This window comes from Rhodoglobus aureus, from assembly GCF_039527955.1.
GTDB classification, from domain to species: domain Bacteria; phylum Actinomycetota; class Actinomycetes; order Actinomycetales; family Microbacteriaceae; genus Rhodoglobus; species Rhodoglobus aureus.
Window position 1 is genome coordinate 1 of record NZ_BAAAKW010000058.1, and the last position, 19,531, is coordinate 19,531.

General features: G+C 58.9%; 18 protein-coding genes and 2 tRNA genes. 7 read left to right on the plus strand and 13 right to left on the minus strand.

Annotated elements, in window-relative coordinates:
- Window positions 1-47 precede the first annotated feature (47 nt).
- From ABD112_RS12095 to ABD112_RS12105, 3 genes are read right to left on the minus strand one after another with little or no spacing between them, the layout of a single operon-like run.
- On the minus strand, window positions 48-926 hold the full coding sequence (locus ABD112_RS12095; protein ID WP_343926196.1) for an alpha/beta fold hydrolase: 879 nt from the start codon (window positions 924-926) through the stop codon (window positions 48-50).
- The gene (locus ABD112_RS12100) at window positions 923-1,315 is read right to left on the minus strand and encodes a hypothetical protein (protein ID WP_343926198.1); all 393 of its coding nucleotides are present in this window, start codon (window positions 1,313-1,315) and stop codon (window positions 923-925) included. The genes ABD112_RS12095 and ABD112_RS12100 overlap by 4 nt, the downstream gene beginning before the upstream one ends.
- Before the next feature lie 40 nt (window positions 1,316-1,355).
- Window positions 1,356-2,486: an NAD(P)-dependent oxidoreductase gene (locus ABD112_RS12105; protein WP_343926199.1), complete on the minus strand. Its 1,131-nt coding sequence runs from the start codon at window positions 2,484-2,486 to the stop codon at window positions 1,356-1,358.
- On the opposite strand from ABD112_RS12105, the gene ABD112_RS12110 reads away from it, so the two are divergent.
- From ABD112_RS12110 to ABD112_RS14645, 4 genes are all read left to right on the plus strand, one after another.
- Window positions 2,416-3,117, plus strand: a complete 702-nt coding sequence (locus ABD112_RS12110) for a GntR family transcriptional regulator (RefSeq protein WP_343926201.1) — start codon at window positions 2,416-2,418, stop codon at window positions 3,115-3,117. The genes ABD112_RS12105 and ABD112_RS12110 overlap by 71 nt on opposite strands.
- Before the next feature lie 68 nt (window positions 3,118-3,185).
- Window positions 3,186-4,025, plus strand: coding sequence for an NADP-dependent oxidoreductase (locus ABD112_RS12115; RefSeq protein WP_343926226.1), 840 nt, complete (start codon window positions 3,186-3,188; stop codon window positions 4,023-4,025).
- 64 nt (window positions 4,026-4,089) lie between these two features.
- A complete protein-coding gene (locus tag ABD112_RS12120) occupies window positions 4,090-4,467 on the plus strand; it encodes a hypothetical protein (protein ID WP_343926203.1) in 378 nt (125 codons plus the stop codon).
- Between the two features lie 449 nt (window positions 4,468-4,916).
- Window positions 4,917-5,444, plus strand: coding sequence for a recombinase family protein (locus tag ABD112_RS14645; protein ID WP_425563839.1), 528 nt, complete (start codon window positions 4,917-4,919; stop codon window positions 5,442-5,444).
- 4 nt (window positions 5,445-5,448) lie between these two features.
- Here the strand turns inward: ABD112_RS14645 and ABD112_RS12125 are convergent, their stop codons facing one another.
- Window positions 5,449-6,297 (minus strand): hypothetical protein, encoded by an 849-nt coding sequence (locus ABD112_RS12125; RefSeq protein WP_343926205.1) that lies wholly within the window; start codon window positions 6,295-6,297, stop codon window positions 5,449-5,451.
- Window positions 6,298-6,543: 246 nt separating this feature from the next.
- Here ABD112_RS12125 and ABD112_RS12130 point away from each other — a divergent pair, with 246 nt between their 5' ends.
- The gene (locus tag ABD112_RS12130; RefSeq protein ID WP_343926207.1) at window positions 6,544-6,798 is read left to right on the plus strand and encodes a hypothetical protein; all 255 of its coding nucleotides are present in this window, start codon (window positions 6,544-6,546) and stop codon (window positions 6,796-6,798) included.
- Between the two features lie 185 nt (window positions 6,799-6,983).
- Here ABD112_RS12130 and ABD112_RS12135 read toward each other — a convergent pair whose 3' ends face one another.
- The 6 genes from ABD112_RS12135 to ABD112_RS12160 all read right to left on the minus strand — a co-directional run bounded on the left by ABD112_RS12135 (window position 6,984) and on the right by ABD112_RS12160 (window position 14,835).
- Window positions 6,984-7,538: a hypothetical protein gene (locus ABD112_RS12135; protein ID WP_343926209.1), complete on the minus strand. Its 555-nt coding sequence runs from the start codon at window positions 7,536-7,538 to the stop codon at window positions 6,984-6,986.
- Between the two features lie 96 nt (window positions 7,539-7,634).
- Window positions 7,635-10,688 (minus strand): type I restriction endonuclease subunit R, encoded by a 3,054-nt coding sequence (locus tag ABD112_RS12140; protein ID WP_343926211.1) that lies wholly within the window; start codon window positions 10,686-10,688, stop codon window positions 7,635-7,637.
- Complete coding sequence (locus tag ABD112_RS12145; protein ID WP_343926213.1) at window positions 10,685-11,863, minus strand: restriction endonuclease subunit S; 1,179 nt, start codon at window positions 11,861-11,863, stop codon at window positions 10,685-10,687. The genes ABD112_RS12140 and ABD112_RS12145 overlap by 4 nt, the downstream gene beginning before the upstream one ends.
- The gene (locus ABD112_RS12150; protein ID WP_343926215.1) at window positions 11,860-12,798 is read right to left on the minus strand and encodes a type II toxin-antitoxin system death-on-curing family toxin; all 939 of its coding nucleotides are present in this window, start codon (window positions 12,796-12,798) and stop codon (window positions 11,860-11,862) included. Before ABD112_RS12150 ends, ABD112_RS12145 begins: the two co-directional genes overlap by 4 nt.
- Entirely contained in the window at window positions 12,795-14,384 is a 1,590-nt protein-coding gene (locus tag ABD112_RS12155; protein ID WP_343926217.1) for a type I restriction-modification system subunit M, read from the minus strand. Before ABD112_RS12155 ends, ABD112_RS12150 begins: the two co-directional genes overlap by 4 nt.
- A 181-nt stretch (window positions 14,385-14,565) precedes the next feature.
- On the minus strand, window positions 14,566-14,835 hold the full coding sequence (locus tag ABD112_RS12160; RefSeq protein ID WP_141989941.1) for a helix-turn-helix domain-containing protein: 270 nt from the start codon (window positions 14,833-14,835) through the stop codon (window positions 14,566-14,568).
- 194 nt (window positions 14,836-15,029) lie between these two features.
- Between ABD112_RS12160 and ABD112_RS12165 the strand changes: the two genes are divergently transcribed.
- Both ABD112_RS12165 and ABD112_RS12170 read left to right on the plus strand, forming a co-directional pair.
- The gene (locus ABD112_RS12165) at window positions 15,030-16,010 is read left to right on the plus strand and encodes a hypothetical protein (protein ID WP_343926220.1); all 981 of its coding nucleotides are present in this window, start codon (window positions 15,030-15,032) and stop codon (window positions 16,008-16,010) included.
- Window positions 16,007-17,764, plus strand: coding sequence for a hypothetical protein (locus ABD112_RS12170; RefSeq protein WP_343926222.1), 1,758 nt, complete (start codon window positions 16,007-16,009; stop codon window positions 17,762-17,764). Before ABD112_RS12165 ends, ABD112_RS12170 begins: the two co-directional genes overlap by 4 nt.
- A 216-nt stretch (window positions 17,765-17,980) precedes the next feature.
- Here the strand turns inward: ABD112_RS12170 and ABD112_RS12175 are convergent.
- From ABD112_RS12175 to ABD112_RS12185, 3 genes are all read right to left on the minus strand, one after another.
- Window positions 17,981-18,054 (minus strand) — tRNA-Met (locus ABD112_RS12175).
- Window positions 18,055-18,079: 25 nt separating this feature from the next.
- A tRNA-Thr gene (locus tag ABD112_RS12180) sits at window positions 18,080-18,151 on the minus strand.
- A gap of 103 nt (window positions 18,152-18,254) precedes the next feature.
- Complete coding sequence (locus ABD112_RS12185) at window positions 18,255-19,235, minus strand: M23 family metallopeptidase (protein ID WP_343926224.1); 981 nt, start codon at window positions 19,233-19,235, stop codon at window positions 18,255-18,257.
- Window positions 19,236-19,531 lie beyond the last annotated feature (296 nt).

Consider the following 19,531-nt stretch of genomic DNA (forward strand, 5'->3'; position numbering starts at 1 on the left):
CACCAAGTGCCCCGCCAGTCGCCCGGCGGGGCACTTGGTGTTTTGGTCTAGCCCCGCTCGACGATCTCCTCGAGGAACGGCAGCAGGTAGTTGCGGAAACGGTCGTAGTCCTCCGTGGCGGGGAAATGCCCCAACTTCTCCATAGGCGAGAACTTCGACCCCGGCACCAGATCCGCGATCTTCTGCGTGTCGGCGGGCGAGGTGTTCGGATCGTACTCGCCGGTGAGAAAGTACAGCATGCAGCGGCTGGTGTCGATGGCCGCTGCCTCTTCTGGACTCACATTGTGGTCATAGTAGTAGTAGAAGAGGTCTCCCGCGAATATGCCGGGTCCTCCGCACGCGTACTCCCACTGGATCTCCCTAACGTTACGCTCGGGCGAGTACGGCGAGATGTTGAGGAGCATCGCGGCGCCCGTGGAGGTGCGCGACACATTGGGGTTGTCGAATTCGCGCCGGATGCCATCCATCCCGACTTCCACGTACTCCGCCGCTGAGCGCAGCGCGCCCTCGACAGAAATCGTGGCGCGATAGCCGTCCGGGAAATTCGACGCCAGATCTATGGCGAGATGACCGCCCATCGAGCTTCCCATGAAGACGGGGCGGTCGAGTTCGAGCGCCTTTGCGAGCTCGTTCGGAAATGCCATCATTTGGCTCTTCGTCATCGCGTATTCCTCGGTCCACCACTCAACCTCGTAAGGTGGCAGCGACTTACCGTGGAAGGGCAGGTCGAACGCGATGACCCGGAAGCGACTCGTGACCTCGGGATCATTGAGCAGGTGGCGGTACTGTCGCCCATCCGAGCCGGCGGTGTGGCCAACTATTAACGGGATGCCTTGCCCCGCCTCCTCGTAGTAGATGCGGTACTCGACGCCTTCCACGGTCAGGTAGACATAACGTCCGGTGATGTCCTCATGCCTGGCGGTCACAGCACAGCCCCCTCGGTGCGGACGCTCTCTGCGCGCAGCAGGCTCGTCAGTCGGTTGAGCGCAGGCAGGTACGCGTAGAGCTCGCTTGTATTGTTGAGGTACAGCCCGTGGCGGATCGACGTGGTCTGTAGACATTGATAGAACGGGATGGGGTGCCCCTCGAGCATTCGATCCCAGTGCTCGTGTGTACCGCGCGCCAGAATCTCGGACTCGTCGTCGGCAGGCACCGACTCGTCAGCGGTAAGCGCCCCGTCTGCGAAGTGGAATGCCGCGTCGTCGTCACCGACACCGATCTTGATGGTGCCCGTGAAGTACCGCATCAAACGCGCGAACTCCGGGTCACCCATCGCACTGTCGCGCACATAGCGCGAAATATCGCTGGCTCTCATACTGTTATCTCCTTTGATTGGTGGAACTGATAGTCGGAAGCTACGAACGGAGGCGGTACATCGCCGTGTGGTCGGTGCTCGGCTCGATGTCGTTCGCCGTGGTCGACCAAACCGAGTCGATGGCATCACCAATGGGCACGGGAAATTTGACCTGTCTGGCGAGATCGGTCGCGATGTGCACGTCCTTGGCCATGAGCCGCAGGCTGAATCCCGAACCTTCCGTGCCACTCAGCACGAACTGCTCGATTTTGTTCTCGGAGGTATTTGACCTGCCCGATGACGCATTGAGGATGGTGTTGAGCATGCCCGGGTTGATGCCGAACCGCTCGCCCACATGCAGGGCCTCCGCGGTGATGGAAAACGTGGCTGCGGAGACCATGTTGTTCAGCGCCTTCGCCGCGTGGCCAGTGCCTGGCCCACCGACGTGGAAGACCTTGGAGCCCAGGAGTTCCAGTAGCGGTCGAGCCTGGGCGAGATCAACTGCGGCACCACCCACCATGATCGAGAGTCTGCCCTCGCTGGCACCCTTGACTCCGCCCGAAACCGGGGCATCGAGCATCCGGAGCCCTTTGGCCATGAGAGCGGCCGCCAGTGCGCGCGTGCGTACCGGTTCACTCGAACTCATGTCGATGATGAGGGCGCCTGGGCTCAGCGCCGAGCCGATCTCGCCGTCGAGTACGTCTTCGACGATCGCAGAGTTGGGGAGCATGAGAAGCACGACATCACAGCACGCCCAGTCGCCTGCTTCCCGCGCGACTGCGCCTCCGTGCTGCTCGATGAATTCGTTCGCCCGCGCGGTATCCACATCGAAGACGATGAGCTCGACGTCTGCTTCACGCAGTCGGTGGGCCATGTGAAATCCCATCTGGCCGAGGCCCACGAATCCGACGGTAGAATGGGGACTCTCGATTGTGCTGACGTCGCTGTCGGTGGTCACGTGTGCGTTCCTTGCCCCGGCCGAACCGGCAAATAGATTTCGATTGACAGATTGTTCGACAATCATACTCTCCGCTATACTTTGGTCAAGCCGAGGCTTGTAAATCGGTGCAGTGCCAGTGAAAATTAGAACGAGCACGACCTCAAGCAAGGGAAAACACAGCATGCCGCAAGGACCAGTTCTGCCTATCGAGCGCGAAGGGGTCTCCCTGCGCCAGATGGTCGTCGATCGCATCCGTGACCTTATCCTGTACGGAACTCTCGAACCTGGTCAGAAACTCGTCGAACGCGACCTGTGCGGCACCCTGGGCGTGAGCCGCACGCTCCTGCGCGAAGCGCTCCAGCAGCTGCAGGCGCAAGGGCTCATTTCCAACGTCCTCCACAGGGGCCCTTCGGTGGCGATCATCACCGAGCAGGACGCGCGCGATATCTACGTGGTTCGCGAGCTGCTTGAAGCCAGCGCCGGGCGAGGGTTCACCCTCAATGCGACGGATGAGCAGATTGATGAACTCGATCGCAATGTTCAGGCTCTGCGCAGTTTAGAGGTCAAGTCCGATCCCTATGCGCTGCTCACCGCCAAGAACACGTTCTACGAAACCCTCCTCAAAGGCTGCGGCAACGCTGTGATCGCTCAGGTGCTCACCCAGCTCAACAACCGAACGACCATTCTGCGCCGCATGTCGCTCGCTCAGCCCGGTCGCCTCCCGGAGACCATTGAAGAGCTCGAGGAAGTAGTTGTCGCGGTGCGCGCGCGCGAAGCCGATCACGTTGCGGAGTTACTCGCAGCGCACGTTGCCCGCGCCGCAACGGTAGCCTTCGCTGGCTTCATTCAGAACGATCCAGACGCGGTCCCCGCATCCGCGTGACTCCACGGATGTCGCGCGCGGGGTTGTTCCGTGAGCACGGCGGGCCGCGAATACTCGACGTAGTATCGATGGCGGTGCCCGAACCCGGTGTGGGCGAGGTGCTAGTTTCAATGAGGGCGGCGGGAGTCAATCCGGTCGACTCGAAGATTCGCAGCGGGCTCTACTCCGACCGCTATCCCGTGACACTGCCCTCCCGCGTTGGCCGCGAGGTTTCCGGAGTCGTCAGTGCGCTCGGTGCCGGCGTGACCGGCTTCTCCGTGGGCGACGAAGTGCTTGGCGCCGTGGCAACGGGCGGGGCCGCCGACGACGTGGTTGTACCCGTCGCGTCGCTCGCGCACAAACCTCCGGAGTTGGATTGGGCGCGAGCTGGGTGCATACCGCTCGCGGGCCAGACCGCGTGGGATGCCCTGGCCTCGCAACGCATCGATGCTTCGGACACCTTGCTGGTGAGCGCCGCCGCTGGCGGGGTTGGGGGCATCTTGGTGCAGCTTGCGCTCCGCCTCGGCGCGAGAGTGATCGGCACCGCAAGCGAGGGCAACCACGACTACCTCGCGACTCTCGGCGTGGAACCTGTCTGCTACGGCCCTGATCTCGCGTCCCGGCTGCGTCACGCCGGCGTGACGTTGGTGTTCGACTTACAGGGAAGTGAGACCGTTGCCGCTGGGCTCGAACTGGGCGTGGCACCGCACCGCATCAACTCCCTTTCAGGCCACGCCGCGCGGTTCGGTGTGAGGCACGTCGGTCGCGGCATTCCCGATCCCGAGGTCCTCGCCTCCCTCGCCTCCCTCGTCGAGCGGGGCGAGCTCGCGATACCGATCCAGGAGCGGGTCGCCCTTGCGGAGTTCCGCCGCGCCTACGAGATTCTCGACATTGGCCATGTGCGCGGGAAATTGGTTCTCGTCCCCTAATCGCTCTCAGTGATTGTCAAGCAATCTGCCATGTTGTCTAACAATTCGAGCCGCGGAGGGGAAGGTGCGTGTGCTCATCGAACAAACCAGCATGCTCCTCTACGTGGCCCACGAGAGGCTGCGCGCACGAATCCTCGAGGGAGCCGATATGGCCGGCACGACGATTACTGAATCGGCCATCGCTGCCCTCTACGGCGCAGCGGGCCGACCGCGCGAATCGCCATCGATCGACTTGTGGCCTATGGGATGCTGCTCGGCGGACCACGATCGCGTGCAAATGGACTTTGACAGCGGGATCGGGCGGGCCGGGCGTCGGTGCCCGGCCTGTGGCCTCGAACTCGATGCTGAGTTGCTGGCCACCGTTGACAGTATCAGCATCGCCTACGGCTGCCGCGTTCATCGGATCGCTGGCGTGGACGGCCCCTTCGAGGCTGAGGGTTAGCCATCCCCTCCCGGTTCTTGGTCTGCTTCACACCTGTGCACCTGAATTCGTGTCGATAGGTGCGTGGCCGATGGGTGGGGAGTTTTGTTGACCGCCCGCCAGAGCGGCCGCAACAAAACGCCGGATCCCGTGCGCGGGATCCTCGACTGTGTCACGCGGCGGGTGTGGGCCTGCCCTTGCGGGCCGGCCCACCTTGGTTAGAATTCGGCCGCTTGCTCGGCGTCGGCGATGAGGGTTGCGCGGTGCTCACGGATGAAGCAGTGGGCACCTGCCGATGCCGCACTGGTGACAGGCCCTGGGACTGCGCCGACCGGGCGTGCAAGCGCGGCGGCGCGGTCGCGGTGTTCAGCGATCCTGAGCGCCGCCGGCCTCGGTGACCATCACGGCGGCGCTGCCTGCGGCCATCAACCGGTTGCGCTGTCGTAACCTGGAGTCATAACCGTTGATGGATAGCCAGTGAAAGTCGCTATCTATGCTTACGGTTAAAAGGAGAATGCGGGCGAACCGTTCGGCAACGGACGCGTTGCCGTGCCATGGTGGAAAGTCGAGAGTACACAGTAATTTCAGAGCACACAGACAATGCTGTATCTGATTCCAAAGAACGTAAAGGAGCCTGGATAGACGTGCTCAAGTCAGATGCTGACGTTGTTATCACGGTTGACCTGTATACGCTCCTCCGCTCCCCAAAAGACCTCATGGTGCTAGCTGAATCTGGGATACGTCTAGTCACAGTCGATGGGGAGATTGACCTAGCAACAACAGACGGAGAGCTTCGAGCCGGAATGCTCGCCGGGCTAGCTCAATTCGAGATGAAACGAAAGACGGGTAGAGCACTCCGAGTCAACGCTTACCGCATATCTAACCGGTCCCCTATTGCCGGTAACACTCGTTATGTCACTTGTGCGCCGTGTTGGCCGGGCACGTGGCGTCCCGTCCTAGCCGACCACGGGTCGAAAGCGAGCCGGCGCAGCCTCTAGGTAATCAGTTACCCGCCCAGAACGCATTCGTCACCACGTCGAATTGTGGAGGTGCGCCAAAAGGTTCGTCCTTACTGGGAAGGGCCCTCAGATCGACCTCAAAACCAGTGCCGCGCGACCAGAGAATCTGACCAGGCATGAGCAAAGTGCTTGCGGCCAGTTGCCAAGGGAACGCAACCACCACGCCGACAAGGGTCCCAACCTGAATACGGCAGAGGTGAGTGAGATTGGTCGAGAGATTACCGATTTTGACCGCGTCGAGATCCGGGTGGTGCACCGTGATGCTGACTGACGCGCCTTGTGCCCAATTCAGATCAGGTACGGGAACGCGGTACAACGAAATAGCGAGGTTGTCTGGCACACGTGTCTGTACCTGATGTCGCCGATCGCTGGACCAGAGCAGCCGATAGGGCTGAGAAATATTGATAACGATGGCGGTTTTTGCGAGCCACCGCGCAAGAATCGTGATCGCTGCCCCCTCCACAGCCGCCACCTTGTCGAGCAAGTAGGGTCGTGCATCCATTTCTAGCTGCGACATCCAGCCGTTGTTGCAGGTAGCACAAACGGCGCCGGCGACGAGCGCCGAGGCCGGAAACTCACCACGACTGCTTGCGACGAGCGAGCCGAGGGCAGGTGAGGTGTAGCGAATAGGTGAAACGATGGTTAGTTCGGGCGGAAACTCGCGCAAGAGGCTTCGAGCAAATACGTGCTCTCGTGTGCGGTTGCCAATCACTGCCGGGCACATCCAACAGAAAGGCACTGTCTCCAGGACACGATCAGCGTAGGGCAAGCCGGTCGCGAAGATGTTTCGATCAAACTTGCGCAGATTACGGGCCGAGTAGGTGCGGGACATTTACTCTCCTAAAGCCGAATAAGCCTGCACGACGGGCATCGCCAGCGGACTTGGTTTGGGGCGCGCTATGCCAGCAAAACGCACTGACCGATAAAGTGCCTCTATACGCACAGTATCGCGGGGTAGAAGTAGGACAATGAGTCATCGGAGATTCGCGGTGGACGAGGTATCGGATTCACCGGGACATCAACGGCCCGTAGTTCGCCTGAGAGTCGCAATAACTCTATTCCCATGCGGAGGTCAGGCTTGAAAAGCATCCCCCAAGGGAAGCCATCGCTTCGGCTCGATGTGTTGATCACCGATGCAGAGAATTTCGAAACGGTAGCCGTTGTGCTCAAATGCCCGACCGGCCGGCGGCAAGGGCTCGCAGGCGAAGAACAGCTCATGATTAAGTCCCACAGTGCTCATTCTCAGCAGCGCTACGACGCTGTGAAAGACACCTATCGCGTCGAGGATTCATTCAAGGCGGCCCCGGACGGCGAGGGGCAGCGGTCGTTCTGAAAAATGACTCAGGATATTGGGCGTTTCCGGAACAGGAGCCGCTGACCTTCGACCCCGCTTTTCGCAATCACGACGAGACTAGCCTCAGCGATTGGTTCCCTACTAACACGCAGGAATACCTCGGCACTCCGGGTCGGCCCTGGCGCATAGCTACTGCGTCGTCAACGACAACCGGCAAATCAAGGCTAAGGGATCGACCGAGTGAACTGTTTTTGCTTGGAACCATCTGCCGGTGTCCAGAAAACCCAGATGGTGCGCGTGTTGGGTGAGCTGAGTCTTCGCACGAAGGTGAACTCGATGCTGTCGCCGTTCGCTACCTCATCCCAAAATTCCGCAGCCGGCTTTATCCAATTCTCTTCAAACCCAGCAGGTGTGCTGATGCTGACGTGTTGCACGTTCTCACCCGTCGAATTGGTCACGCGCCATAGCTGATCCATGGACTCATCGCCAAGTGCTGTAAGCGTCCACGGATCTTGACGCTTCGCTTGCTTCTCTGCCAGGGATGCCTGCCGCTCAAGCGCGGTTGCCACACGACGGTGTTCTGCGACGGCCGCTTCGGATGCAGCGGCAGAACGCTGTGATGCCGCTAGAGCTTTCTTCTCATGGCATTCTGCGCTGATGCTGGATTCTGTGGCCTCGTCCCTGGCGCGCCTGGCGGCAACTGCCTGGATAATAGTTGCAACAAGGCCAGCCGCAGTGAGAACAAGCAGACCCAGGTTGATCCAATTCGAGGCGTCCATGCCGGTACTCTAACGCTACCTATGTAAGAGATCTATAATCAGGCCCCGAGTAATTACTACGGCACCGACCGTGCTGAATCCCTGAGAGACCGCGCTTTAGTTCAGCCCGAAGAACCGCTCAAAGAACGCCCCAAGCTGACCGAGTACCCGCTGCTTCTTCTCGCCGTGGCCGCCTTCGGCCGAGAACCGGGATACGGGCGGCAGCACCTTAGTGATGGCGGTGCCTTGCGTCTGGATTGCGCCGTCGCGGAAGGCTCTCTCGATGAACGCGTGCGTCTCCTCCGGTTTGAGACCCTCGGCCAGGATGATTGCATCCAGCTCAGCCGCGCGCCGAGACTCAATGAAGGCTCGCCATTGTTCATCAATTTCACCGGTAGCTGACAGCGAGTCGACGAATGCTTCGACGAGGTCCTTTTTGTTCCGCAGCGTCGGGGAGGCGTCTACCGCTCGGGTGATGGTCGCCCGAATTTCGGTGTCGTCGCCGTCACCGCGTTCGGCGCGATACTTCTGCACCAGCATGAGGATGTAGTCGACATTGATTTCGACCTGTTTGATGAGTTCGATCTCGAACACGACGTCGTCGTTGATCGACTCCTTCTCGGCATCCGTGTCTCGTCGGAACTCGGCCCACAGGTTCAGGTAGACGCTTCGGTAGTCCTGGCTTTGCCGTTCGGTGAGCATCTCCTGACCGGCGAACTCATCGAAGGAAGTGAGGATGTTCTGTAGGCGCAGGATCACTCCGAACAGGGCGATGAACTCCTTCTGTGCTGACTCTCCCACGATCGGCATACCGAGCGGGAACTTCTCTAACAGCTCGGTCACTTTCTCGGCATGCTCGGTGAAGTACTCGGCGTAGGGCTTGAGTAGCACCACGCCGCCCGCATCCTTGTTTCCGAATAGGGCGATTGCGTCGTTGGTCTGCTCTTCCAGATTTCGGAACGAGACGATGTTGCCGTAGGTCTTTACCGAGTTGAGGATGCGGTTGGTGCGCGAAAAGGCTTGAACCAGGCCATGGGCGCGCAGGTTCTTGTCCACAAAGAGCGTGTTCAGCGTGGTGGCGTCAAAGCCGGTGAGGAACATGTTGACCACGATGACCAAGTCGATATCACGGTTCTTCAGCCTTAGCGAGAGGTCTTTGTAGTAGTTCTGGAAGCTGTCTGCGGAGGTGTCGTAGCTGGTGCCGAAAGTCTCGTTGTAGTCCTCGATAGCGTCGTCGAGAAAGTCCCGTGAACTCTGGTCGAGCCGTCCAGCTTCGAATTCTTCTTCGTCGAGCAGCCCGTCGACTTCCGCCTCATTAGTGGCGTAACTGTAGATGATGCCGATCTTGAGCTTTTGGTATCCGGGCTGGTCGAACGCGAGCTGGTTCTGGGCGCCCATGAAGGCGTCGTAATAGCGTTTGGCGGCCTCAATCGATGCGGTCGCGAAGAGGGCGTTGAAGCCGCGCAACCGTTTACCTTCGAGCGTGTAGTGCTGGGTCCGCTTCGTCTTCTGGTCGAAGTGTTCGAGAACGTAGTCGACGACTTTGCTGATGCGTTCGGTGGCGAGGAGGGCCCGCTCCGTGTCGATGGCGGACACCTGCTTGTCGACGACCGCACCGACTTTGATGGTGTTGACGTAGTCAATGCGGAACGGCAACACGTTCTTATCTGAGATGGCATCGACGATTGTGTAGGTGTGCAGTTTCTCTCCGAACGCCTGCTTGGTGGTTTTCAGTTGCGGGTTGCCTCCGGCTCCGGCGTTGACGGAGAAGATTGGGGTGCCGGTGAATCCGAACAGGTTGTACCGTTTGAAAGCTTTCGTAATGGCGGTGTGCATATCGCCGAACTGGGACCGGTGACACTCGTCAAAGATGATGACGATGTGCCCGCCGTAGATGGCGTGACCCGTGTTGGCTGCGATGAAGTTAGCGAGCTTCTGGATAGTGGTGATGATGATGTTCGCGGACGGGTCTTCGAGCTGCTTCTTCAACACCGCCGTGGACGTGTTGGAGTTCGCAGCACCCTTCTCGAACCGGTCGTATTCGCGCATGGTCTGATAATCGAGATCTTTCCGGTCGACAACGAACAGCACCTTGTCGACGCTCGGCACACGCGACGCCAGTTGAGCAGCTTTAAAGCTGGTGAGCGTCTTTCCGGACCCGGTGGTGTGCCACACATAACCACCAGCATCCAGGCTGCCGAGCTTCTTGTAGTTGGTGGAGATGTCGATGCGCTGCAAGATGCGTTCGGTGGCCACAATCTGATACGGGCGCATAACGAGCAACATCCGGTCGGCGGTGAGCACACAGTATTTGGTGAGCACGTTGAGCAGGCTGTGCTTGGCAAAGAAGGTTTTAGCGAACGCGGGGAGGTCTTGGATGGGCTTGTTGTGCGCATCCGCCCACCACGAGGTGAACTCGAATGAGTTGGAGGTCTTGCGTGCCCGCTTAGTGCCGGTGGCCTCTTTGACGTGTTCGCGCCGCGTCGTGTTCGAGTAGTACTTGGTGAGCGTGCCGTTCGTGATGACGAACAGTTGCACGTACTCGAACAGCCCGGAACCAACCCAAAAGCTGTCACGTTGGTAGCGGCCGATCTGGTTGAACGCTTCACGGATGTCGACCCCGCGCCGCTTCAACTCGATGTGGACCATCGGCAGCCCGTTCACCAACACTGTGACGTCGTACCGGGTGGAGCGTGCCGCGCCGCGCAGCGTCTCAGCGCCGTCGCCCTGGTTGATCTCGTACTGGTTGATGACTTGGAGCCGGTTGTTATGAATGTTCGCTTTGTCGATGAGCGTCACATTTTTGGTGCTGCCGTCGTCGCGTTTCAGGAGCTGAACGTGATCTTCCTGGATCCGCACCGTCTTCTCGGCGATGCCGTCGTTCGCTCCGGCGATGCGCTCGCTGAAGAACTGCCCCCATTCAGCATCGGAAAATTGGATCCTGTTGAGGGCTTCGAGCTGTGTGCGCAGGTTCGCAACCAGTTGCGCTTCGCTCGTAATTGGAAGGTACTCGTAGGCCTGGCTTTGAAGCAGTCGAATGAACTCCCGCTCCAGCTCCGCCTCGGACTGATAAGCAACCGCGCTCGACGCGTCGGACACGAACTCAGCAACGACCGTGCTCTCGGAGCTGACTGCGATCGGGTCGTACCTCTTGGCCGGGGCTTCACTCATGCTTGCAGCTCTTTGAATGTCAACAACCGGTCACGGTAGTGCTCGTACTGCTTGCGGCGGGCGGCCAGCTCTGCGGGTAAGCCGACGCTGAGGTCGTTTGCGAGCGCATCAAACTTCTCCAGCATTCCCACAACACCTCGTTGATCCGCTAACGATGGCACTGGAAAACGAAGCCCTGTCACTTGGGACTTGCTTAGATGAGTCTGATCTACACCGTTATCGTGCTTCAGCAGCCCGGGGTTGCGGTCGAGGACACGGTAGAGAAACCTCGGATCGACGAAGTCTGCATCCTTAACACGCAATCTGGCTACTCGCTGATTGATCGCGTACCCGTTGTCGCAATCTACATAGAACGTTCGAGCCAAAGCCCGGCCATTCGGCAGGTCGCTGAGCACTAACGCAGTATCCCCGGCGTTCGCAGGCGTCTGAATGTCTTCTACTCGTACGAACCGATTCGGTTCACCGTTACGAGAAATAAACCTCGCTGTGACCATCGGTATTTGACCGTCAGGGTCAGCTAACTTCTCATGCGCTTTGCCGTTGGTGTAATCCACGACGTCGCTGAGCGCAAACCACTCGGTTCTTATATCAAACGTAAGCAATTGGCGGCGGTAGTGGTCGTATTGACGGCGCCGCGCTTCCAGCTCCGCTTCCAGCTCCGCTTCCAGCTCGGTGAAGTGGTCCAAGATTCGCACGATCTCCCGCTGCACCTCCAAAGGCGGAACCGGAATACGCAGGAGATCCGTGTCTCGGACGCTAAGTTGAGGGAGTTTTACTGAAGTCGCACGTGCAAGGTCTTGCAGCTTTCTAACCTGCGTCAATAAGAAGTAATAGACGAACTTCTGGTCAATTGCAGGATCGTTCAACGTATAGGACCATAGTTCGCTTTTATGAGTAAAGGGTCGTTCGTAATACGCAAAACCGATATGTCCGCGAGACTTAACGATGATGCTCGGCTCGCGAACGATATCCGTTGGTCTTACAGCATTTTCCGCAACATCTGCAATCGTCTGGCCACCCGCAAAAACGCGGATTGGACCATTATCAACAGCAAGCTTTCTCATAGTTCCGGCAGTGATAGACGTGCCGGAATTCCGCTTCCCGAGCGAGCCAAGGGCACAAAACTCTACTCCATCCGGGCAGTGCTCCGCGATCAACTCGTCGATGCGGCTCATAGCGCGGGCTCCGACAGCATCCGGACAACCAGCGCGACCATGAGTTCTTTTTCTTTCGGGTCGCTCATGGCGACCAGAAGGGTGATCGCAGCCAGAGCGTTGTTGGAGATGCGGGGCTGGCCGTCGGCATCCATCAGGATCCCGTTCTGGCTCAGGAAGGTGACGAAGAGGGCGGCCGCGCTGCGCTTGTTGCCGTCAGACAGCGGGTGATCTTTCACCACCAGATACAGCAGGTTCGCGGCCTTCAACTGAACCGTCGGGTAAGGCTCCTGCCCGGCGAACCCCTGGTAGATCGCGGAGATCACACCCTCCAGCGCCCCACCGCGCTCCTTACCGAACAGGGTGTCTTCAAGAAAATTGGCCCGCACTTCAGAAATCACCGAGCGAGCTTCTTCGATAGTGAGCGCCCACCCCGGGTGCGAACCTGCGACGGCATCGAGGTGGCCCGCGTCGTAGTCACGCAGAAGCTGAAGACCAGGAAGATAGCCGGCCAGCACATCCGCTACCCCCGAAACAAGCTCATCAGACGAACGAGACAGGATGCGCACAATCGAACCGAGTTGCTGCAACCGGCGCTCGTTGAGTGCCGCACCATCAATGAGGTACTGCTTCAAAGTTGCGCTTGCCCAGCGGCGAAAAGTAATCGCCCGTGAGGAGTTCGCACGGTACCCGACCGCCAAGATCACATCGAGGCTATAGAGAGTCACAGGTCTGTCTGCACCAGCAATATGCACTTTTTGCATATTGCTTTCCTGATCCACCTCATCATCCCGCAAAATATTTCGGATATGCCGCGAAACACCCGACTGATCGACACCGAAAAGCTCCTCGATTTGAGCCTGTGAGGCCCACACGGTCTCACGGTCATGGTCAAGCGGCAACGTGAGCTCCACCCCCGGCGCCGCATAGATGACAATGTCCTGTACCTCGCTCATGACTCGCCCCCCTCCAAGTCTGCGACGATCACGTCGATAGAGGTACGCAGCTCCGACTGCCGCGCGACAATTCGGGCAATCTCTGCGTTCAGCCCAGTGATGTCGACAACCTCGCGGGTGTCCTCCTGCTCTACATAGGAGGAGACCGCGATGTTGTAGCCGTTGTCAGCAAGTTCGCTGTTCTTCACCAGCCGGGCAAAGTGGTCGATACCGACGCGGTGGGTGAAGGCGTCCAGAATTTTATGCTGGTGCGCCACAGTGAGCTTATTCTTATTGCCGCTTCGATCAGACTCGGCTGAAGCGTCGATGAACAACACCGCGTTGTCTTGCTTAGACTTCTTTAACACGATGATACAAGTGGCGATAGTGGTACCGAAGAAGAGGTCGGGCGGCAACTGGATAACCGCATCCACATAGTTGTTGTCGACCAGATACTTTCGGATCTTCTGCTCGGCACCGCCGCGGTAGAGCACTCCGGGGAACTCGACAATGGCGGCGGTGCCGTCCACGGCGAGCCAACTCAAGATGTGCATGGTGAACGCTAGGTCGGCCTTCGACGTGGGAGCCAGCACGCCCGCCGGGGAGAACCGCGGGTCATTGATCAGCAGCGGATTGGCATCACCCTCCCACCGGATCGAGTAGGGCGGGTTAGACACAATCGCCTCGAACGGTTCGTCCTCCATATGCGCCGGGTCGAGCAGCGTGTCGCCGTGAGCGATGTCGAATTTCTCGTAGTTCACGTCGTGCAAGAACATGTTGATGCGAGCCAGGTTGTAGGTGGTGAGGTTGATCTCCTGCCCGTAGAAACCCTGGCGCACATTCTCTTTGCCGAGCACTTTTGCGAACTTGAGCAGCAGCGAACCTGACCCGCACGCCGGGTCGTAGACTTTGTTTACCTCGGTTTTGCCTACCACCGTGATGCGAGCAAGCAGCTCCGACACCTCCTGCGGGGTGTAGTACTCGCCGCCGGATTTGCCCGCACTCGACGCATACATCTGCATCAGGTACTCGTACGCGTCGCCGAACAGGTCAATCGTGTTGTCGTCGAAATTTCCGAGCGGTAGATCGGCGATCGCGGCCAGCAGTTTGACCAGCTTCTCGTTGCGCTTCACAACCGTTTGCCCGAGTTTCGCGCTGTTGACATCGAGGTCGTCGAACAGCCCCTTCAGGTCGTCTTCGCTATCTGCCCCTACCGCCGAGCCCTCGATGTTGCGGAACGCTCGTTGCAGGGTCTCGTTCAGGTTCTCGTCCTGTGGTGCGCGCTTGTGAACGTTGACGAAAAGCTCACTCGGGAGGATGTAGAAACCCTTCTCCGTGACCGTCTCGCGGCGGCCGAATTCTGCTTCTGCGTCACTCAACGAGGTGAAGTCGAAATTGGCGTTGCCTGCTTTGCGCTCACCAGCGTTGACATACGCGGTGAGATTCGCGGAGACGAAACGGTAGAAAAGCATCCCGAGCACGTAGCTCTTGAAGTCCCACCCGTCGACGCTGCCGCGCAAGTCATTGGCAATGCGCCAGATTGTCTTGTGTAGTTCAGCGCGTTGTGTGTCCGTCGCCGTAGATGCCACTAGCGAGACACCGCCCATGAACTAGCTTCTAGTGACCTGTGGGCTTCAAGCTCGGCGACTCTTGCCATTCGTTCCGTGTCTCCTCAACAGCAACGCACTCGTGGCGATATCCGCGGTGCGCCCTCACAGGCTATCGCTGACATCCGATATCGGAGGGGACCCCGTTCGGGTCGGCAATGGGATGTGTGACCGATGCTGGCTACGACCTGGGCCAGAGCGGACCCAGTTGTTGTTCCAGTTTCGCTAACGTGACGATGTCCGGCCACGACTTTCCTTGCAGCATTACCCCTATCGTGGCGCGGTCGACCTCGATCGCCGACGCGATCTCGCGGATGCTGCGCTCGCCAATAGCCTCTCGAAGGTTCAGCACAAGCTGTCTAGCCTGTTCAGCGATCGGGTCCGCACAGGGCACATTGGGCCAGTCCGCACACAATTCGACCGGCAGGGCACGAGTGGGGCGGGGGCTCATGGATCGAGCGTAGCGGGAATGTCGGTGGCCATCGCCATAGTTAGTGGCGGTAGTTATCGCCGCAAATGCTCAGGGGGGGTCTTGCATGAACTATTGCCACGAAACCAACTGCGGGCTCTCTTCCGAGAGGCGGACGAGAAGCCTCCATCGGGAAAACTCCCACCCGGCGAAAAACTCGCCGCATAGAGATGGACATGAACACATCTCTCTCAACCCCATCGACGAAACAAGCACCCAAGACCGAAGCTCCGGGCAACGGGGTGGCACTCTCTGCCACGGAGGTCATCGCTCAGTTGACTAGGCGCTATAAGCCGAAACAGTACCGGCTCGCGTGGGATGAAGCGCGCTCTTTCGTCATGGAGGCCGTCACCACCACAGCGCTGGCAGGTAATCGCGACGCCAGCAAGCTGATGCGCATTGCCGCACCATTCGTGATGTGGTGCGTCGAGGAGCATGGCCTTGAGCTCCGGGCCGAGCTCATCTTCGCGCCGACCCTCATCGACCGCTACTGCACGACCGAGTTTACCCGCGAGGGAACTGGCGGCTCCTACCGCTCGGTGCTTCTGGCAATCTCAGCCTCCGTGCTCCCCAACTCGCCCCACAAACTAACCGCGATGCACAAGCGCAAGATACAAGCCCCCTACACCGCGGCTGAAATGAAAGCCCATGCCTTGTGGGCCGCAGGACAGAAAACTGCACTCTCCCGCCACCGCTGCATGCTGCTTGTCGCGTTCACTGTGGGAGCCGGCCTCCAGCCTGGCGAGTTGCGCACTCTCCGCCGCACTGACGTAACAATCGACGACGACGGCGTGCTCGTGAGAGTTCGCGGCAGAAACGAGCGCTCTGTGCCCATGCTTCGCGAATGGGAAGAGTGGGCAACGCTTCTAGTCGACGGGTATCCCGATGCCGAATTGCTGTGGGGCGGGCCACGTGCGCCCAGTGGCAACAACATGGTGAGCGATTTCATGTACCGAACCATGGGAGTCGTTCCTGTGCTCACACGACTTCGCGCAACGTGGATTACTACCCACCTCAGAATGGGCACCCCAATAAAGGAGCTCCTCCGTGCTGGTGGCATGGCTCAATTCGAAAACCTCAACCAGTATTTGGCCTACGTGGAGGCCGCGCCAATAGCCGAGTACCGCGTGACGCTGCGAGGTGGTGAGCGCCCTTGAGCACAAGAACTGAATCAAGCGAAGCTGCCCTCGCTCTATGCGAGCAGCGGATGGCCGACACGTTCGGGATGAGCTCCGAGGAACGCGACGACGAACACGCTCTGGGCCCCGTGTCTCTGGCTTACCTTCGCAATTCCATCGCGCTCATCGAGAACTCCGGAATCAACGAAAAAATTATGCAGTGGGACGGCGAAGCTCGCACTTCAACGGCAGGACGTAAACGCGTCCTGCCATTGACCGCCATCCTTCCCATCATGCTGCTACATATTCAAATGGGACGAGGCGTCGTCTACTTGGACATCGCGAACACTCTTCACCGACGGTTTGGGACAAAACACTTCGAGCTGTTGGGAATCCCGAACAAGCCATCCGACAAGATGGACTGGTATCACCGCTTCTGGCGCGGACTGAAACAAATACTTGGCCACATCGACCCCTACCCGTTCCCGCTGGACGGAAGGATGAAAGCCGGGGACTACGCCGCACGACTCGCGGACTTCACCCATGGCGAAGGCAAAGAACAGCACGAGCGGAATCTCGACCGCATCGACTGGCTCTGCAACCAACTAGTACTCGCTTCGGCGCGAACCATGCCCAAGGAATTCCTGCGCCAATATCAAGGCAACTGCGCCATCGACGCAAGTCTCATTGCGGTGCAAGGAAGGCAAAACCCGACCAACCTAGAACTCAATCGGAGCAACCCCGACCCTTTCTCAGGACGATACCGTCGCGGCGGTAAGCACGACGGCAAAGGCGCGAAAACTGATATTGCAGGGTACGAAGTCGAAACGGCAACGACCGTGTGGAATCGCCCATCTGAAAGCGAGTTGTTCCCATCCGTCGTCACCGCCATCAGCTTCCATAAACCTGGAATGCTCGTAGGCCACGGAATGAAACTCATCGAGCGTCACAAGGCCGCCTTCGGCCTCGACCGCTTTCTCGTCATGGCCGACCGCGCCTACAACAACAGTCGAATCGAGACGTTCCATATTCCTGCCCGCAAAGCCGGGGTCGAACTCGTCATCGACTACAGAGCCAAGGACTTAGGTCTTCAAGGAGCTTACGCAGACCTCTACTTAGTCGATGGAAACTGGCACGTGCGCAGCCTGCCCCAAAAACTCATCGACGCGACCAAAGACCTTGTCGAATTGGAGAAATCTCGGTCTGAATTCGAGCGATTCGACTATAACCAGAAACGCGCCGCCCTCCTCGCTCGTCTGAAGAACCGCAGCCACTACCGCATGACCGCCAAGGGTCTGCCTGACCCTGACGGCTACCAACGGTTCACCTATCCAACCGAGTCCCCCGTGCCGCATACTTCGCTCGACGGCAAGAAGAGCATCATGATTCCGCTGCTGATTCCGGAGAAAACTGTCAAGGCGAAAGAACCCGGCGGCAAGTCGCGTGTCCTCCAGCCGCTCAAGCACTTGCAACGATTCGCCTACATGGGCGAAGAGTGGTCAAGTCACTACGGCATGCGCAATCTTGTCGAAGCCTCGAACTCGCGCTTCAAAGACGCCAATCAAGAAGACCTCGGAAATACCAAGAAGCGGTCCGGCCGCGGATTCAGCTCGAACTACCTCGTCACCGCTCTCGCCATCAGCTCGTTCAATCTGCGTTCAATAGCGGCATTCATACTGAAGCTCCGAGACAAAGCCGTCGAGAAGCCCATACGTGCACGCCGTCGAAAAGACGAGAACAAGCGCCCGCTGGCCCGCCTAGTCACCGCTCAGGCCGCCGCACCGCCAGGGTAATTAACGCCCGAATTTAGACACCGCTCCCGCTGCCGCACGACCGAAACAATTCAGCCTGCCCAAAAGCAGGCTTATTCGTCGTTAACGAGAACCCCGGCCGGATCCGCGACCTAAATTGCCGTCAGGATCGACCGTAAACGGAAAGATCTCATCAAGATCTCCGCGGTCAATCAATTGAATGAAGAATACGGTTTCAAAAAATGAAACCGCCCGTTGTAGCTGAGGCGGGATTCGAACCCGCGACCTCACGATTATGAGTCGTGCGCTCTCACCAACTGAGCTACTCAGCCACGGCACCCGATTTCCGGATGACCGAGCCCCCTGTGGGAATCGGACCCACTACCTCTTCCTTACCAAGGAAGTGCTCTACCAATGAGCTAAGGGGGCACACAAAAGCGCATATCGCGCGATCGGCACCGTAAGAGACTAGCATCCGATTGGCACCGCTAAGTACGCTTTAGGGTCAAAATTGACCCGGGAATGGGATTAGCTAAACCGCCTTCGCGGTAAGCCACACATAGGGATCAACGGGAACCTCATCGAGGTGGATTTCGAGGTGCAAATGGGCGCCGTATGAACGCCCCGTGTCGCCAACAAGCCCGACGAAGTCGCCGACCCTGACTGCATCGCCAGCCTGGAGCGGACTCGAGTTGGAAGCCATGTGAGCGTAGAGGCTCTCGACCTGCTGGCCGTCAACAACGTGGCTAATAATCGCGTGATAGCCGTAACCGGAATAGTCCGCCTGCACGTAAGTGACAAACCCATCAGCAATCGCGTAAATAGGGGTTCCGGCTGGGGCGGCAAAGTCCGTTCCCTTGTGGAACCCTCCAACGCGGTCTCCGAATCTATCGGTGAGGGGCACTGCGTAAGGGAACGGCCAGCGAATGGCGCCCGAAGTGGCGTTGTACGCATATTCGACACCCGCGAACTTGAGCGCAAGCACCTCTGCATACGAGATGACTTTGACACCGTCGCGCCCGTTTACGTCACCAACAACATCATCAGACACTGCCAGTGACTGTGTCGGTCGCGATTCTACTGCGAGCTCTGCGACGTCTGCCTCAGGTACCGAAGCAATTGCCACTACGTTGCTGGGGCCGACAAATGCGTTAGACGGCACTGATACTCCGACCAGAATTGCACAAGCGAACAACATCGCGACGCACGATAGTGCCTTGGATGCGAGCGCCTTACCTCGGCGACGCGGAGGACCACTTGCGGAAAACGCCGCCGAAGAAACCCGAATTCGCTTCGACTTCACGGTCGAGCGACGGCCTTTTCGTGCCCGCGGAGTTGCAGCGACCTTCGTGGCAACTGTCGGCGCCTCCACCGACTGCAGCGTGCTGGCCTGCGTGTTGGGCTGCGTGCTCTCGCGTTCTGCTGCTCGTTCGCGCTCACGCAATAGTCTGCGTGTCAAGGGGATGACATCCCCCGTTCCTGGTTGCTGGGGGAACGCGGTGTCGTGACTCACTTCGCGAGCCTCGTTTCACGTGAGGAGAACGTCACTGCGGCACGCATGCTCGTCAGTGACATTCTTCTCCTCCACGCGATTCACTTGCTAGGTGTGAATGCATAATTCGGGTATTTGCCTACGCACGTACGGGTTGCACGCAGGTAACAGATTCACAAATGGTAGCGTGCAAGTGTTCCCCCCGCTACCCCCCGCGTTGACTCATAGAAAATGCGCGCGTGGCAGGTATCGAGGAATCATTTGAGAATGCGCGCGTAGCGGTGTGTCTGCCGGTGCTGGTGAACGGGTGCCGGTAG

What these genes read in the sequence shown, in the direction of transcription:
- ABD112_RS12100 (WP_343926198.1), bottom strand. Translation starts at nt 1,315, where the DNA reads ATGAGAGCCAGCGATATTTCGCGCTATGTGCGCGACAGTGCGATGGGT.
- ABD112_RS12110 (WP_343926201.1), top strand. Translation starts at nt 2,416, where the DNA reads ATGCCGCAAGGACCAGTTCTGCCTATCGAGCGCGAAGGGGTCTCCCTG.
- ABD112_RS12105 (WP_343926199.1), bottom strand. Translation starts at nt 2,486, where the DNA reads ATGCGATCGACGACCATCTGGCGCAGGGAGACCCCTTCGCGCTCGATA.
- ABD112_RS12115 (WP_343926226.1), top strand. Translation starts at nt 3,186, where the DNA reads ATGGCGGTGCCCGAACCCGGTGTGGGCGAGGTGCTAGTTTCAATGAGG.
- ABD112_RS12125 (WP_343926205.1), bottom strand. Translation starts at nt 6,297, where the DNA reads ATGTCCCGCACCTACTCGGCCCGTAATCTGCGCAAGTTTGATCGAAAC.
- ABD112_RS12135 (WP_343926209.1), bottom strand. Translation starts at nt 7,538, where the DNA reads ATGGACGCCTCGAATTGGATCAACCTGGGTCTGCTTGTTCTCACTGCG.
- ABD112_RS12140 (WP_343926211.1), bottom strand. Translation starts at nt 10,688, where the DNA reads ATGAGTGAAGCCCCGGCCAAGAGGTACGACCCGATCGCAGTCAGCTCC.
- ABD112_RS12145 (WP_343926213.1), bottom strand. Translation starts at nt 11,863, where the DNA reads ATGAGCCGCATCGACGAGTTGATCGCGGAGCACTGCCCGGATGGAGTA.
- ABD112_RS12150 (WP_343926215.1), bottom strand. Translation starts at nt 12,798, where the DNA reads ATGAGCGAGGTACAGGACATTGTCATCTATGCGGCGCCGGGGGTGGAG.
- ABD112_RS12155 (WP_343926217.1), bottom strand. Translation starts at nt 14,384, where the DNA reads ATGGGCGGTGTCTCGCTAGTGGCATCTACGGCGACGGACACACAACGC.
- ABD112_RS12160 (WP_141989941.1), bottom strand. Translation starts at nt 14,835, where the DNA reads ATGAGCCCCCGCCCCACTCGTGCCCTGCCGGTCGAATTGTGTGCGGAC.
- ABD112_RS12165 (WP_343926220.1), top strand. Translation starts at nt 15,030, where the DNA reads ATGAACACATCTCTCTCAACCCCATCGACGAAACAAGCACCCAAGACC.